At 41.8% G+C, this 14562-nt stretch carries 16 protein-coding genes; 9 read left to right on the top strand and 7 right to left on the bottom strand.

Translation table 11 applies throughout. The features are described 5' to 3' along the window. Positions 1–7: 7 nt before the first annotated feature. Entirely contained in the window at positions 8–1501 is a 1494-nt protein-coding gene (locus CXF81_RS05375; protein ID WP_101180348.1) for a DASS family sodium-coupled anion symporter, read from the top strand. A gap of 22 nt (positions 1502–1523) precedes the next feature. Here CXF81_RS05375 and CXF81_RS05370 read toward each other — a convergent pair whose 3' ends face one another. After that, the gene (locus tag CXF81_RS05370; RefSeq protein ID WP_157825499.1) at positions 1524–1817 is read right to left on the bottom strand and encodes a putative quinol monooxygenase; all 294 of its coding nucleotides are present in this window, start codon (positions 1815–1817) and stop codon (positions 1524–1526) included. A 202-nt stretch (positions 1818–2019) separates the two neighbouring features. Continuing rightward, the gene (gene truC / locus CXF81_RS05365) at positions 2020–2736 is read right to left on the bottom strand and encodes a tRNA pseudouridine(65) synthase TruC (protein ID WP_101180346.1); all 717 of its coding nucleotides are present in this window, start codon (positions 2734–2736) and stop codon (positions 2020–2022) included. Between the two features lie 258 nt (positions 2737–2994). Between truC and CXF81_RS05360 the strand changes: the two genes are divergently transcribed. Both CXF81_RS05360 and CXF81_RS05355 read left to right on the top strand, forming a co-directional pair. Beyond that, entirely contained in the window at positions 2995–4041 is a 1047-nt protein-coding gene (locus CXF81_RS05360; RefSeq protein ID WP_101180401.1) for a DUF3549 family protein, read from the top strand. Further along, a complete protein-coding gene (locus tag CXF81_RS05355) occupies positions 4041–4346 on the top strand; it encodes a DUF3301 domain-containing protein (protein ID WP_101180345.1) in 306 nt (101 codons plus the stop codon). The genes CXF81_RS05360 and CXF81_RS05355 overlap by 1 nt, the downstream gene beginning before the upstream one ends. 591 nt (positions 4347–4937) lie before the next feature. Here CXF81_RS05355 and CXF81_RS05345 read toward each other — a convergent pair. Next, positions 4938–5582: a GNAT family N-acetyltransferase gene (locus CXF81_RS05345; protein WP_101180343.1), complete on the bottom strand. Its 645-nt coding sequence runs from the start codon at positions 5580–5582 to the stop codon at positions 4938–4940. Positions 5583–5681: 99 nt separating this feature from the next. Next, the gene (locus CXF81_RS05340) at positions 5682–6059 is read right to left on the bottom strand and encodes a DUF3192 domain-containing protein (protein ID WP_101180342.1); all 378 of its coding nucleotides are present in this window, start codon (positions 6057–6059) and stop codon (positions 5682–5684) included. 190 nt (positions 6060–6249) lie between these two features. Here CXF81_RS05340 and CXF81_RS05335 point away from each other — a divergent pair, with 190 nt between their 5' ends. Next, entirely contained in the window at positions 6250–6561 is a 312-nt protein-coding gene (locus tag CXF81_RS05335; protein ID WP_101180341.1) for a hypothetical protein, read from the top strand. On the opposite strand, the gene syd is transcribed toward CXF81_RS05335, so the two are convergent. Then, a complete protein-coding gene (gene syd / locus CXF81_RS05330) occupies positions 6521–7102 on the bottom strand; it encodes a SecY-interacting protein (protein ID WP_101180340.1) in 582 nt (193 codons plus the stop codon). The genes CXF81_RS05335 and syd overlap by 41 nt on opposite strands. Before the next feature lie 272 nt (positions 7103–7374). Between syd and queF the strand changes: the two genes are divergently transcribed. The 5 genes from queF to CXF81_RS05305 all read left to right on the top strand — a co-directional run bounded on the left by queF (position 7375) and on the right by CXF81_RS05305 (position 13040). Further along, positions 7375–8199, top strand: a complete 825-nt coding sequence (gene queF / locus CXF81_RS05325) for an NADPH-dependent 7-cyano-7-deazaguanine reductase QueF (RefSeq protein WP_101180339.1) — start codon at positions 7375–7377, stop codon at positions 8197–8199. Between the two features lie 10 nt (positions 8200–8209). Then, positions 8210–9727: a GGDEF domain-containing protein gene (locus tag CXF81_RS05320; RefSeq protein WP_101180338.1), complete on the top strand. Its 1518-nt coding sequence runs from the start codon at positions 8210–8212 to the stop codon at positions 9725–9727. After that, on the top strand, positions 9724–11085 hold the full coding sequence (gene ppnN / locus CXF81_RS05315; protein ID WP_101180337.1) for a nucleotide 5'-monophosphate nucleosidase PpnN: 1362 nt from the start codon (positions 9724–9726) through the stop codon (positions 11083–11085). Before CXF81_RS05320 ends, ppnN begins: the two co-directional genes overlap by 4 nt. 231 nt (positions 11086–11316) lie before the next feature. Next, complete coding sequence (locus tag CXF81_RS05310; RefSeq protein WP_101180336.1) at positions 11317–12330, top strand: isocitrate dehydrogenase; 1014 nt, start codon at positions 11317–11319, stop codon at positions 12328–12330. A 401-nt stretch (positions 12331–12731) separates the two neighbouring features. Next, complete coding sequence (locus tag CXF81_RS05305) at positions 12732–13040, top strand: helix-hairpin-helix domain-containing protein (protein ID WP_101180335.1); 309 nt, start codon at positions 12732–12734, stop codon at positions 13038–13040. 101 nt (positions 13041–13141) lie between these two features. Here the strand turns inward: CXF81_RS05305 and galU are convergent, their stop codons facing one another. Both galU and CXF81_RS05295 read right to left on the bottom strand, forming a co-directional pair. Beyond that, the gene (gene galU / locus CXF81_RS05300) at positions 13142–14029 is read right to left on the bottom strand and encodes a UTP--glucose-1-phosphate uridylyltransferase GalU (protein ID WP_101180334.1); all 888 of its coding nucleotides are present in this window, start codon (positions 14027–14029) and stop codon (positions 13142–13144) included. 102 nt (positions 14030–14131) lie between these two features. Then, the coding region (locus tag CXF81_RS05295; RefSeq protein ID WP_198556329.1) for a UDP binding domain-containing protein at positions 14132–14562 on the bottom strand (431 nt) is incomplete at its 5' end.

Here is a 14562-nt window from a genome sequence, read left to right as displayed (position 1 = left end):
TTGCTCAATGAATAGCCAAAATCTCAAGTCGAATAATCCTGATGCCGGGCCGCAACAGGCAAGCTATCAAGTTGTTGGTTTATTTGTCGGTCCAGCTATATTTGTACTCATGCTGATATTGGGCGCAAATCAAACCAGCATGTCGGCGCAAGCATGGAATGTCGCGGCGGTTGCTTTGTGGATGGCGATTTGGTGGGCAACTGAAGCAATACTCGTTCCCGTAACCGCATTTATGCCTATTATCGCCTTTCCTTTTTTAGATGTTTCTAGTATTGCCGAGACCACGGCAGCTTATGCCAACCCCATCATTTATCTCTTTTTAGGCGCCTTTATTTTAGCGCTAGCGGTAGAACGCTGGAACTTGCACAAACGGATCGCCTTAGTGATATTAAGCTACGCAGGCACAGATGGAAAACGCCTGATTGCCGGTTTTATGTTGGTTGCCGCTCTCTTGTCCATGTGGATGACAAATACCTCGACCACTATGATGCTAATGCCAATCGCATTGTCGGTTGCAAAAGTGATTGCCGAAAACAACCAACATTTAAGCTCTCAGCAAACCCAGTCATTTCAAACCGCTATGCTATTAGGCTTGGCTTATGCGGCAACCATTGGTGGCATGGCGACGCTGGTAGGAACCCCGCCAAATGCCTTGCTTGCTGCATTTTTGAATGAACAATACGACATCAAAATCACCTTCGCTAGTTGGATGTTAGTCGGCGTGCCCCTAATGTTGTGCATGCTACCTTTAGCCTGGTATTCGTTAACGCATTGGAGCTTTAACGTGAATATTCCTGCGAACACATCGGTCGATAACCACTTATCCGATCTGCAAAAAGAATTAGGCGTGATGAGCACCGCAGAAAAACGGGTTGCCATGGTTTTTTCAATTGTGGTTTTATGCTGGATAGCCAGAAGACCGATTTCTGTTTTGTTTGATATTAATTTTTTAAGCGACACGGGTATTGTGATGACAGCAGCCCTGTTTTTGTTCATTTTACCTAGCGGCAATGAAAATCAAAAAAAGGTCATGATTTGGGATGATGTTAGTCGTTTACCGTGGGGCGTTCTGATCCTGTTTGGTGGCGGTTTAAGTCTAGCGGCGGCGGTTTCATCAAGTGGTCTCGCAAGTTGGTTAGGCGGGCATTTATCCAACTTAGATGCCTTTGGTATTTTCGCCCTAGTTATTGCCGCTACCGCACTCGTTATTTTCTTAACTGAACTTACCAGCAACCTGGCGACAACGGCCACATTTTTGCCTGTGGTAGCGGCTGTCGCACTGGAGTTAGGGGTTTCACCGTTACTACTTTGTATTCCCATTACCTTAGCAGCAAGCTGCGCATTCATGTTGCCTGTTGCTACCGCGCCAAACGCGATTGTTTTCGCCTCGGGTTTAATCAAAATACCACAAATGATAAAGGCCGGATTAATACTGAATATATGCGGGTTAATTATCCTAAGCGTAATATCAGTTTGGCTAGCGCCTTTGGTTTTCAGTTAACAATGCATTGGCAAATAAAATATCAGATATCTTGATGGTCAAAATAACGAATAGATGGTGGTGCCGATAGCATGTTACCTAGCGCCTCTAACCCACCTGTTTCAGCTCTCCACGCGAAGTATTTTTCATAATGCGCACGCGATCGCCACGTTTCATTTAAAATTAAGTTTAAAGGATCGTCTTGGTTCAGAACAACCTGAACACTAATACAGCCATCGTAACCGCGTGTGTCAGGCAAGATAGCTTTGAGAGTTTGCTTTAGCTCATCAATAGATCCAGGTTTTGATAATACTTCTAATAATACAGTGACACTCATGGTCTTTCCTTTTTTATTTGTGGCGCATATCGCTGATTTAATTTCCATCGCTTATGCATAAATAGGCTAAGGATGAAGGATAAAATACGAATTTAGCATAACTTTTCATGTTTCGCTAATGTCGCCAACATCAATAATTCAGGCCAGTTCTAAAGTACTCTTCCACCTTTAATAAGGTTAATAATCGCCCGCTTTATGTGCATTAAGACAACGGATAAAACAGATCCACCAGGGCTTGAAAATCATCTTCTAACGCCGTTTCACAAATCATTGGTTGCTGTGTTGAGGGGTGTGTAAAGCTCAATTTGGTGGCACACAAAGCCAACTTACTGAAATTTAAATGATCACGTGCAAACTGATTTTGTTTGCCATCACCGTGGTTCGTATCGCCAATTATGGGATGACTAATGTGCCCCATATGCCGACGTAATTGATGTTTACGGCCGGTTTTAGGGAATAACTTCACCAATGAAAAACGGGCCCCCGGATATCGTCCAACCGCAATAGGCAATGACAATTCGGCTAATTTAAGCATATCGGTTTGTGCTTCTTGAGGTGCTTTATCCTGCTTCGCTTTTTTATCAGCAATCGGATCTAATTGTTCTTTGAGCGCATAATCAATTGCTATTCTTTCAGGCGCAAAGCCACGTAATACCGCAATATATTCCTTTTGAATAGTGTGCAACTCAAATTGTTGAGCAAGCAAGCGGGCAACATCGGGTGACAATGCAAATAATATAACCCCAGACGTTGGCTTGTCTAAGCGATGCACCGGATAAACATATTGACCGATTTGATCTCGCAATATTTTCATCAGAAATTCAGTTTCATGCCTATCAATCATGCTTTTATGAACCAACATATTAGCCGGCTTGTGCACAACAACTAAATAGTCGTCTATATATAAAATGCTTAACACGTTTTTATTCCGCTTTTATTCTGCTGTTTATTCCGCTTTTATTTTGCTATTTATTCCGCTAGTTTTTGCACTCATTAGCGCGACCGCAGTTTAACTAAGAGTGAGCGTTAATAGAAGTAAACAATGAGGAGATAAATGCAAATGCGCCCTCAATAATAATTTTTATTTGTCATACGTTGGTACATTTTATCTATCTTGTTACACTAAGGCGCAAATCAAGGCGCAAATCACGCCGCAAATCGATAACCTATGGCGCATATGACCGCTCAAACAATTAATACCATCAGTGAATTTATGCTGCACGCTGGCACCGACTATCGTGTTTACGATATGGGCCGAGGCATAGAGTCTATGGACTCACAAACATTCATTTCCTTAGAGAACCATCAACTTCCCGCTCCTTGCCCTCGTGCAGGGCATGCTTGGTTTGGGATCGTTTTTTGGAATAAGAAAGTAAGCCATGAACAATACATTTGGTTTGTTAAGTTACCGATTGATGAACGTTCATTGATTATTCAAGCCGCACGCAACCAATTTCTTGAAGCCGTGGTCACCGCATTGGGCAGTGAATTGGAAAAGAATGCAGAGAAAGGTGGACAACTTCCGGATAACCCCTTTGTCTTCACGCCATCGCAACAGCAGTTAGCTGATATTAATGCGATTATTCGTCGTGATTTACGCTTGTCGACTCGAGAAGGCTTAAACAAGGCCATTGCGTATATAAAAAATCCGGCGATGGACACTTGGCAAGACTTAGCGCTGCAGGATATAGCGGATTTAGCAGTGCATATTAATCAGCTAGATATTGCCCAAGCAGTCAATCAAAATTTGGCCGCATTGCCAGTGCAAGTGCTCACGGCTTTTTGCAGCAGTTTAGAAAACACGCGCTTTGATGATGCCCTTACTGACCAATTAATTGAGTTATTTGCAACGGTTGAGTACGCCGAAACACAGCACATGATCCTGCGAGGACTAAAAGGCAGTCAATGCACCGACAAAGTTGCCATGTTTATCAGTGCGCTGTTGACTGAAGGTCAACCCGACACAGAATGTTTGGTAATTATTGCAGGTAGACACTTTCCATTATTAAATGATGAAGCTCTATTAATTACATTCTGTTCAAAACTGATAGCACACGACCCCAGCTTTCAGTTGTTCAGAGGTATTTATTCAGATCTAGTGCAAGTGCCAGCTAGCAGAATGGGATTACTGAAACTAATGCGTAAGCCTGATTTACCTACTCCTATTGCTAATGGAATAGCAAGTTTATACAAGCAAGTCTCAAAACGTAAGAGTACGCATTAATGACATTAGGTTCCTTAGTTATACTGCTTAGCATTGCGTTGTTTGCCTTTCAATTTTGGCGATTACGCGGCATAGGAGAATTCAGTATTCAATACGCCAATCAATACTGTGAAAAACAAGATCTTCAATTTTTATCATTGGCCCGACGTTCTACTCGGATTTCTGCGCACAGAGGAAAGCTGGATTGGAAAATTATATATCAATTGGAATTCAGCAGCAGCGGTTCTGACGCCTACATTGGCACCATGACTTGTTTTGGTAATGCAGTTATTGAGATGAATTTACCTGCTTACAAAATTAATTAGGTTTAACGGCGCATTTGCAATGTGGGCTTTCGTTGCGGTTCAAGTGCTTGATCGCTGAGCACTGGCGCACTAATTAAAGTCTAGAATGAAAAAGCAGAAACATCCGGTTTCTGCTTTTTATCTAAATTTCGAGCGTCCTTCTCAGCGTTCCTTTGCTAACGTATCATCCCGATAAATCCATTACATCCCTTTCCCTTATTTTCCCGCTATTGCTAAGCAGGCAACACTCCATGTGCAGGTCCCTTTTCCTTGACTCCGTTGTTGATGCAACTCCGTCCTGCAAAAAATCTTCGTCCTGAAGTTGTCCCTTATCTTCCCTATCCTGTTAAGCCTCATCCTGAAACCTTCCGTTACCGTTAACACTTTCTTCCTGAAGGCATTTCCTTTCGGTAAAGATATAATACCAAAGTCTAGTTTTTTTACATATATGAAATTTTTATAATTATTTATCGTTCGCTTATTTTTCACACAGGTGCATTTTTTTTACACTGTTTTTATTCGGATTTTTTAAATGGAGGAGTAAAATTTATGTAAACAAAACTACTTTTGCTCACACATTTGTACGATATCTCTTACAAAAATAATACTAATTTAGCCGTCAATTTTTTTTCTAAACATCACTTTGCCAGTAATTTGACCCACTTCTAACTCTTTTACGAGTTCAAAATTTGCGTCAACAAAGAATGATAAACACTTTGGCAAGGTGACAAAAACGCCAACACCTTCGGTTTTATTATCTTCTTGCAATAAGCCAATAATGCCACGCATCAGTATGTTCCCTAAGCCTATGTCTTGATGATCAGGGTGTACAGCGATGAATGACAACATGTGGTAGTCTTTTGCGGATATACTTTCACGTACTTTTTCTTCTTTGTAGATCATTTGTTTGGTGCCAAGAAAGCCTGCAGTGAGTAACATTTTTAAGCGCCAATGCCAGTATCTCCCAGACCCAAAGCTGGCATCAGGACTAATTAAACAAGCCACGGCCAATAGGCGCCCTTGCTCAAACAATCCGATCATTGGCTGTTTAGCATCCCAAAAAGCATTCAGCTCTTCTCTGATCGCTGAACGCAGTCGACCTTCGTAGCCCTCACGATCAATTTCAAAAATGTCATTAAAAAGAGGGTCGTCAAAATAAGCATTGTACAAAATTGACGCCGCAACTTTTAAATCATCGGCGCCTAGATAAACGGCCCTGACATCATTAATGTCAGGTTGATATGTAGCTTTACTCATAAGTGGTTCCTTGTTGCTATGCCTACACAATAAAACATTCTCACGAATACGCTAACATTTTTTTAACAATAACGGTTGATCTAGGGCAAAGTTACGTCACTAAAAATATTTTGACAGGGATAATTCACCCCAGCCAACCAATTCGTTGTTGATAAACACCAATGGCGTGCATTCGTTTTTAGTCGTAACGCCGTCATCATCAATTCGCTGCGTTCTATAATACAACACTTGCACTGCATCACCGTCGCTGCTGGCCATTTCATTAAAATCAGCAGGGCCTAATGTATCGACAACTGACATTTTCGATACACCCGGGCTCAAATCAGAAATAAACTGTCGGTTTTTCGCTTCATGTTTTTTCCAATTAACGCCGCTCGATACGTGATACCCATCTTCATTGCTTTTATCAACTGAAATAACGCAGCCACTGAGTAACATGGTGCTAGCGAAAAGAGAGGTAAGAAGTAGTGCTTTCATTTGTATTCCTTTTTATTAATTAATTGATTTTACGATTGTGTTAAACAAATTTCAGGCCAATACTGAAATAGTCAACATTATCAATATGTTAAATTAAAAAAGCTGAACTCAGCCTGAATAAGCACTTTTAATTTCCTCAAAACGTGGTCAGAATGACTAATAAGCGAGTTGATTATTTAAATGAGATGGCATGAATAACGAATTACAACAAGTTGTGAATACGTGCATAGCGCTGAGTGAAGCAGGCAAAAAGCCCAGTGTCGGTATGTTAAGGGCTAAATTATTATCGCCCTTACCGATACCCGCGATTATTAAAGGCTTGAGTTATTGGAAAGAAAATAAAGCGACCTTAAAAATACAAACCGTTGCAGAACCCACAATACCGCTTAATAATGCAAGTGACAGCTTGGTTGTACGCGTCACTCAATTAGAAAATGAAGTCGTCGCGCTGCGCACCGCGCTTAAAACGTTACAACAACATTTCGAGGGCGAAGGCTCTTAATAAAGGTATCAAGGTCGCTAGCGAGCACTTCTTCGGGTACCTTACCGACTTGCTCTAACATGACATTCCCACTTGCAACATCAATGCTAATGATAAAGTCATCTTGGTCGGTGGTTGCAAAAAATAAGGTTTCAGGTTGCTTTAAACGGCGCTTCATCAACACATGTGAAATGAGGTTTTTTTGCAGCCTTTCAAAATCGTCTTGATTCCAAGCTTGCAAAATATCAAGATCACCACGCTCTGTTGTCGCCGGTAAGTCATGGCTGTAATAGCGGCAAAACAAGGTCTCTAACTGCGGATGAATGTCAATTTCTAAGGCCTTCGCCAAATCACCCAAATGCGAACTAACCGGCTGTAACTGAGGACGCCAAGCCATTTGTTCACCCGTTGTCACATCAGTCAATTGGATCTCACTAAATAACAAACAAGGTGAAAGCCAGTCGGCATCAAACTCAGTTACTAATTGTCTTTTGTCATCTCCCGCAAGGTCGATATAAGCGTTGATGAACGAATCTAGATTTTCAACCAGTGGGTTTAACATGACATTTTGCGCCTTTAGAGATAAATTACAGTAACAATTGAATCCACAATTGAGGTGTTAATTGAGTTAAATTTTAGGCATCAACATTAAATTTCACGCTTTTAAATGACTTGATGTGCCGACCTGAGGCTAAACATGATAAATTAGCCACTTAGTGATGTATAGCTTTGATGAAAAAACTTCGCGCTTTTTACTTTTCAGTGGCTCCGCCGCGGGTTTTAATTTACAGATTACAGACAGCAATTAATTTTAGGTGCCCAAAGGAGACATCATTGGATCATTTATCGCTTGGCAAAAAAGTTGAATACGCCAAAGAGTACGACAACAGTTTATTACAACGTGTACCGCGTTCATTAAGTCGTGACAGCATCAAATTACCAACACAACTGCCTTTTCACGGCACTGACATTTGGAATGGCTATGAATTGTCATGGCTAAATGCCAAAGGCAAACCGCAAGTGGCTATTTTACGTTGTGAAGTCCCTATTACCTCACCTAACTTGATTGAATCAAAGTCATTTAAGCTGTACTTAAATAGTTTGAATCAGAGTCAATTTGCGAATATAGATGATGTTGCTCAGATTTTGCACGCAGACCTGAGCGAATGTGCAGGTGCAAATGTAAGCGTACAAGTGATCCCGTCTGCCCAGTTTGAGCATGTCACTTTCGGCCATTTACCCGGTATGTGTATTGACGATTTAGACATAGAAATTACTGACTTTGATATTACACCCGAACTCCTTGCCTTAAAAACAGACACTCAAACTGAGGGAACTTGCTCTGAGACCTTAGTGAGTCATTTATTAAAATCAAATTGTTTGATTACTAATCAACCCGATTGGGGTAGTATTTTAATAAAGTACACTGGTTGTCAGATATCGCATGAAGGTTTACTTCGTTATTTAATTTCGTTTAGGCAACATAACGAGTTTCATGAACAATGTGTAGAACGTATTTTTTATGATATTTTACAGCAATGCAAGCCACAACAACTCACTGTTTATGCCAGATATACGCGCCGAGGTGGACTGGATATCAACCCATTTCGTTCGAATTTCGAAGCGCCTTATCAGGACGCACGATTAGCACGACAATAAGGTAATTAACATGACCGAAGTTTCGACTAAACGACAATTGATGATTGCGCATCACTACTTAGACAAGCTCTCAATATTTATTGTCAATATGGCAAACTTCTATCAAGGTGCTAACCCAAGGTTTGACCAAGAACTTGTTATGCTTAAAAAGCAGTTATCTGGCAAGCCTGACTACGACGCTGCAACCGAAATTATTGGCAAACTAAATGCTGACCTGGGTAAAGACACAAAGCTTTTCAAACGGCGTAATCTTGAGTCTGTCTCGCACTTGCAAAAGGCATTAAAAAAGCTGATCAAGACTCAGCGCCTGCCTGAGGACATTAAAAGTGACGCCAACGAATTCTTAATCTCATTGTCACTCAATAACGACGCCGTTATTGCCCCACTTACACAGTTCGAAAAAGCACTGGATCTCTATCACAAGGCGCTGCAGCAAATTGTTGAAGCTGACGATAGTGATTCCCAAACGCCCGAACAAATCATACTACACAATACGATTACGCAAGAATTAAAAGAGCTCATTGCGCCTTTTTATATCGGTAATAAAAGTGATAAACACTTACAAGAAATTTATCAAAAACTGACTATCGGGCTCAACCACAAAGAGCTACTCGACTGTTGTTTAGTCATGATCCGCTTTGTGATCCGGGACGTGATTAAAGAAGCAAATGCAACCAGTCGCCTGATCAATAATTTACATAAATCACTGACCCAAATTAACGACAATATAGTGACAACCATTGCCGATTCTGAAAAACGTTTTGAAGAGCGCGACTATTATAATACCGAGATAAAGCAACAGATGACGGTGATGGAGTCGGTCGTTTCAGAGAGCCAGCAGCTGAACGAACTGAAAGAACAAGCGAAACAGCACCTTGATAAGATGCAAGCGTCTCTTGACGCCTCTGCCGAGGCAGATAAAAGGGAGCAAACAGCGACCATCGTGATCATGAAGAAAATGCAAGAACGGGCGGTTGCGCTTGAATCTGAGGCGGTTGCGTATAAACAAATGTTATTTACTCAGCGCGCGGCAACCTTATCTGACCAACTCACCAAATTACCGAATAGAATGGCGTATGAGGAAAAAGCGCAATTTGAAGTTGCGCAAGCTAAAATAGCCGGTACCCCGTTATGTATTGGAATAGTGGATATTGACCATTTTAAAAAAGTCAATGATGCCTATGGCCATTCCGTAGGCGACAAAACGCTTCAGGTTATCGCAAAACATATTAGGCAATACTTGCCTAAAGAGGACTTTGTAGCGCGTTGGGGCGGCGAGGAATTTATTCTCTTGATGCCCAATACCAACTTAGAAGACGCATTTAGGAAAGTAGAAGTGATGCGCACAAAGATATCGGCATTACCGTTTAAATTTAAAGGCGAGAGAGTTAACGTGACCTTATCTTGCGGTTTAAGCCAAATCACACAAGAAATTACGCTCGAAGAAGCCTTCGAAAAAGCAGATTCGTTCCTTTTCAAAGCAAAAGACGCAGGACGAAATCAAACCATATTTAAGGATATTGAATGACCACAGTGCAACTCGACCCGGTCGGTTGGATGAGCCAATTATCACAGCTAGAAGTTAGCCTTTTACAACAATCAACAAAAAGCGATTTATACGGAACATTTAGAAACTGCTGTTTAGCCGTACTCAATAGTGGGGTTGAAGAAGACAACTATCACAAATTATTTGGCCCTTATGGCGACTTTGACGTGCATTTATTGCGCCGTGAGCGTGGCGTTAAAATTGAATTAATTAACCCTCCTGAAGTGGCTTTTGTGGATAGTGTATTAATTAAAGGCGTGCATGAACATTTATTCGCTGTGCTTCGCGATATGCTCTATATGGGCACTAAAGACGGTAACAATGTAGAAGGCTTAATAGACGCACCAAGCGCCTTAACCACACATATTGTTTTCGATATGCTTCGCCATGCCGATGCAATATCACAAGACAACGACGTTAATATGATTGTTTGCTGGGGTGGCCATTCGATCCGTGAAGAAGAATACAAATACACCAAATCCGTGGGCTATCAATTAGGTTTACGTGGTTTTAATATATGCACAGGCTGCGGGCCCGGCGCAATGAAAGGCCCAATGAAAGGGGCCACGATAGGCCATGCCAAACAGCGCAATAAAAATGGTCGCTATTTAGGTATTTCAGAACCCAGTATTATTGCAGCAGAACCCCCCAATGCTATTGTGAATGAACTCATTATCATGCCCGACATTGAAAAACGCTTAGAGGCATTTGTGCGTATTTCACATGGTATTGTGATTTTCCCTGGCGGTGCAGGTACAGCAGAAGAGTTACTTTACCTGCTGGGTTTGTTGATGGACGAGGAAAACAAAGACCAAATAATTCCATTAATATTAACCGGCCCCGAAAACAGCAAAGGTTATTTTGAAGCCATTGATCAGTTTATTGGCGACACGCTAGGCGCCGAAGCTCAGGCAAAATACACCATTGTGGTGGGTGACGATTCCAAAGTGGGCTCGTTAATGGCGCAACAAAAAGCCGTGGTAGAGGATCATCGACGTGACACTGGTAACTCACTGAATTTCAATTGGACACTGAAAATATCAGAAGACTTTCAAACCCCATTTGTGCCTAACCATAAAAACATGAGCTCACTGAATTTGAAGTTAGACCAGCCTAAATCGTCTCTAGCGGCCACCTTGCGTAAGTGTTTTTCAGGTATTGTTGCGGGCAACGTGAAAGTTGAAGGGATCAAAGAAATTAAGCAACATGGTCCGTTTGAACTTACCGGTGATGTTGAGTTGATGCAAAAAATGGATGTGTTACTCAAGTCCTTTGTTGATCAAGGCAGAATGAAACTGCCGGGTAGTCATTACGAACCCTGTTATAAGATCAAGCTGTAAAAATTGGTAAGACCAACGTGTAGGATCCGCGTGTAAAATTCAAATGGCGTGCGTAACGGCTTAAAAGGCGATATACACGCCATGAATGTTGACGATAGAGACTGTACCTAGCGTGGTCATTCAGGTAACATGCGCGCGACTTAAACTAGTAACTTGTAGCAACAATTTCTTCTCAACAGTTTGCAAAAATCAGGTTATATAAACTCTAACGACACTACTGGAGTGCACCGTATGAACCCCACACAACAAAACATTACCGTAATACGCGGCGATGGGATCGGCCCTGACATCATTGATGCCGCCACTAAAATTCTCGATAAAGTCGGTTGTAACTTCAACTACGAATACGCAGACGCCGGCTTAATGGCATTGGAAAATCACGGTGAACTGTTACCGCAAGAAACCTTAGACCTGATAGCAAAAAACAAAGTCGCATTAAAAGGCCCATTAACAACGCCTGTCGGTGAAGGTTTTACCTCAATTAATGTCAGCTTACGCAAGCAATTCAAACTGTATGCTAACTTGCGCCCGGTACTGTCTTTTAAAGGCACTAAAGCGCGCTATGAAGACATCGACATTATTACCGTACGTGAAAACACACAAGGCATGTATTCAGGCTTAGGACAGGTTGTGTCTGCCGATGGTAATGAAGCTGAAGCCGTCAGTGTCATTACGCGTGACGGTGCAGAAAAAATTCTTGTTTTTGCTTACGAACTAGCCCGCAGAGAAGGCCGTAAGAAGATCACTGCCGTGCACAAAGCAAATATCTTGAAGTCGACATCAGGTTTGTTCCTAAAAGTGGCCAGAGAGGTTGCTGCGCGTTATCCTGACATTCATTCAGAAGAGATGATTGTAGATAACTGCTGTATGCAGTTAGTCATGAACCCGCATCAGTTTGATGTGATTGTGACGACCAACTTGTTCGGTGATATTTTATCAGACCTATGTGCCGGTTTGGTTGGCGGTTTGGGCATGGCCCCGGGCGCTAACATTGGCGAAGACTGTGCTATTTTTGAAGCGGTACATGGCTCAGCTCCTGACATTGCGGGCATGAACTTAGCCAATCCGACTTCGGTTATTTTAGCATCAATTCAAATGCTAGAGTACTTGGACATGGCGGATAAAGCTGAGCGTATTCGCGCTGCAATTAAAGATGTGATTGAGAGCGGTGACCGCACTACTCGCGACCTGGGTGGTGAGCATGGTACGCTTGAGTTTACTGACGCGGTATTAGAGCGTTTGTAATACAGCTAAAGAAGGCGTGTTTACTATAGGTAGTTGAAGCACGTATTTATTAGAGTAGGTATTTATTAGTTTAGGTATTTATTAGAGTAGGTATTTATTAGAGTAGGTATTTGTTAAGAGGAGAGCTTTTGCTCTCCTTTTTTGTGCCCATAGATCCCTCGTTTGAATTGGCAAACATGACATTTTTATAATGTAAAGTAGCAAATCGCTGTCTATTCCCACCGGCAATGCGAATTATCCTGATATAAACTAGCCCCCTAGTCAGTTTCACCTTTTGCAAAATACTTTTAAGCTTTGCTCGTGCGTTTATTCTCCAATTTTGCTGTTACTACTGCATTGGCAATAAGTGCTCAAAATACAATATTAAAAGCATATTATTCAATAACGTAAAAGGAATTAACATGAAGAAGGTTAACTATTTAGCACTAAGCGGACTATTGCTATCGTCTTGCGCCTTTATGCCGGCACAAGCAGCAACTGACACAATGGCTAAAAAAGAAATGAGTCAGGCGATTGTCACGAAATTAGACATCAACAAAGCAAATGCGGAGCAATTAACCGCACTTCCCGGCGTTGGTATGAAAAAAGCAGGAGAAATTGTAAAGTATCGCGAACTGAACGGTAATTTCAAAAGCGTTGATGAATTGGTTAATGTGAAAGGGATTGGCGTGAAGATGGTGGCTAAGATTATTGATATGGTAAAGGTGTAGATGGGGTTGCATTAGGTATAAAAACCCCCGAAGGTTATGTCTAACTTTCGGGGGTTCAATTCAAATTGCTCGGTTTTTTGTTGTAATAAGACAAACCTAAACTACAGCGTTTTCAAATACTCAGTAAATTCTTCACCTAACTCAGGGTGGCGCATTGCATATTCAACGTTAGCTTTCATGTAACCAAGCTTACTACCGCAATCATGGCTTTTACCTTTCATGTAGTATGCATCAACTTGTTCGTGTTCCATGAGCGCATCAATAGCGTCGGTCAATTGAATTTCGTCACCCGCACCAGGAGTTGTTTTAGCCAGTAAATCCCATGTTTTTGCAGATAACACATAACGACCCACCACAGCTAAGTCAGAAGGGGCGTCTTCCAACTCTGGTTTTTCTACCATTCTGTGCATCTTGCAAGACTCACCGGGGGCAAGTTCCTTGCCTTCTAAATCAACGATACCGAATTTAGAGACATCTTTTTGTGCCACTTTTTCAACCATTACCTGGCTAACACGGCTAGTGTTAAACTTAGCGACCATATCAGCAAGGTTGTCTTTCTTTAAGTTACTAGCCACATCATCAATAATCACGTCCGGCAGTACAACCGCGAACGGCTCATCACCAATCATTGGATACGCACACATAATAGCGTGACCCAAGCCGCTTGCGACACCCTGACGCACATGCATTATGGTCACGCCTTTGGGGCAAATAGCTTTAACTGCATCAAGCAACTGGCGTTTAACACGCTTCTCTAACGTTGCTTCTAATTCGAACGATGTGTCAAAATGGTTTTCAATGCTGTTTTTACTCGCATGAGTCACCAACACGATTTGCTTTATACCTGCCTGAACACACTCATTCACTACATATTGAATGAGTGGTTTATCAACTACAGGTAGCATTTCCTTTGGGATTGCTTTGGTGGCCGGTAACATTCTCGTTCCCAAACCAGCTACGGGTATCACTGCCTTTCTAACTTGACTCATAGTTCCGTTAATCCTTATTGTCTTTTTATATCATGCTACCTGGTGTAATAAAATTTCAGCGCTTTATCTCAATGTACTAAATCAACCGCCTAAACAAACCGATTACGGTGCTTTAACCGATAAGCCTCTGCCAATGGCATAGTAATGCAATCCGTATTCCGAAATTAAGCTTGGCTCGAATAAGTTTCGACCATCAAAAATAACTTGGTCTGCAACATGTTCTTTGATTAATGCAAAGTCAGGCGCTCTAAAAGCCTGCCACTCAGTACAAATAACTAAGCAACTTGACCCTGCTAAAGTGGCTTCTTTTGTGCCCATCAATTTAAGGTCGCCGCGTGAGCCATAAATACGTTGAGTTTCTTCCATCGCTTCTGGATCATAGGCCTGCACGATAGCACCGTACTTCCATAGCTTTTCCATCAACACGCGTGATGATGCGTCGCGCATGTCATCCGTGTTAGGTTTGAATGACAGGCCCCATAAAGCAATGGTTTTTCCTTTCACATCACCTTTGTAATGGTCCATGATGTAGT

It is taken from the genome of Glaciecola sp. 33A (assembly GCF_002836745.1).
Lineage (GTDB): Bacteria > Pseudomonadota > Gammaproteobacteria > Enterobacterales > Alteromonadaceae > Glaciecola.
This window is presented reverse-complemented; position numbering and strand designations above follow the sequence as displayed.

Bases quoted from the DNA above. Each gene is read 5' to 3' on its own strand.
- CXF81_RS05375 (WP_101180348.1), top strand. From the start codon at position 8: ATGAATAGCCAAAATCTCAAGTCGAATAATCCTGATGCCGGGCCGCAA.
- CXF81_RS05370 (WP_157825499.1), bottom strand. From the start codon at position 1,817: ATGAGTGTCACTGTATTATTAGAAGTATTATCAAAACCTGGATCTATT.
- CXF81_RS05360 (WP_101180401.1), top strand. From the start codon at position 2,995: ATGACCGCTCAAACAATTAATACCATCAGTGAATTTATGCTGCACGCT.
- CXF81_RS05355 (WP_101180345.1), top strand. From the start codon at position 4,041: ATGACATTAGGTTCCTTAGTTATACTGCTTAGCATTGCGTTGTTTGCC.
- CXF81_RS05345 (WP_101180343.1), bottom strand. From the start codon at position 5,582: ATGAGTAAAGCTACATATCAACCTGACATTAATGATGTCAGGGCCGTT.
- CXF81_RS05340 (WP_101180342.1), bottom strand. From the start codon at position 6,059: ATGAAAGCACTACTTCTTACCTCTCTTTTCGCTAGCACCATGTTACTC.
- CXF81_RS05335 (WP_101180341.1), top strand. From the start codon at position 6,250: ATGAATAACGAATTACAACAAGTTGTGAATACGTGCATAGCGCTGAGT.
- syd (WP_101180340.1), bottom strand. From the start codon at position 7,102: ATGTTAAACCCACTGGTTGAAAATCTAGATTCGTTCATCAACGCTTAT.
- CXF81_RS05320 (WP_101180338.1), top strand. From the start codon at position 8,210: ATGACCGAAGTTTCGACTAAACGACAATTGATGATTGCGCATCACTAC.
- ppnN (WP_101180337.1), top strand. From the start codon at position 9,724: ATGACCACAGTGCAACTCGACCCGGTCGGTTGGATGAGCCAATTATCA.
- CXF81_RS05310 (WP_101180336.1), top strand. From the start codon at position 11,317: ATGAACCCCACACAACAAAACATTACCGTAATACGCGGCGATGGGATC.
- CXF81_RS05305 (WP_101180335.1), top strand. From the start codon at position 12,732: ATGAAGAAGGTTAACTATTTAGCACTAAGCGGACTATTGCTATCGTCT.
- galU (WP_101180334.1), bottom strand. From the start codon at position 14,029: ATGAGTCAAGTTAGAAAGGCAGTGATACCCGTAGCTGGTTTGGGAACG.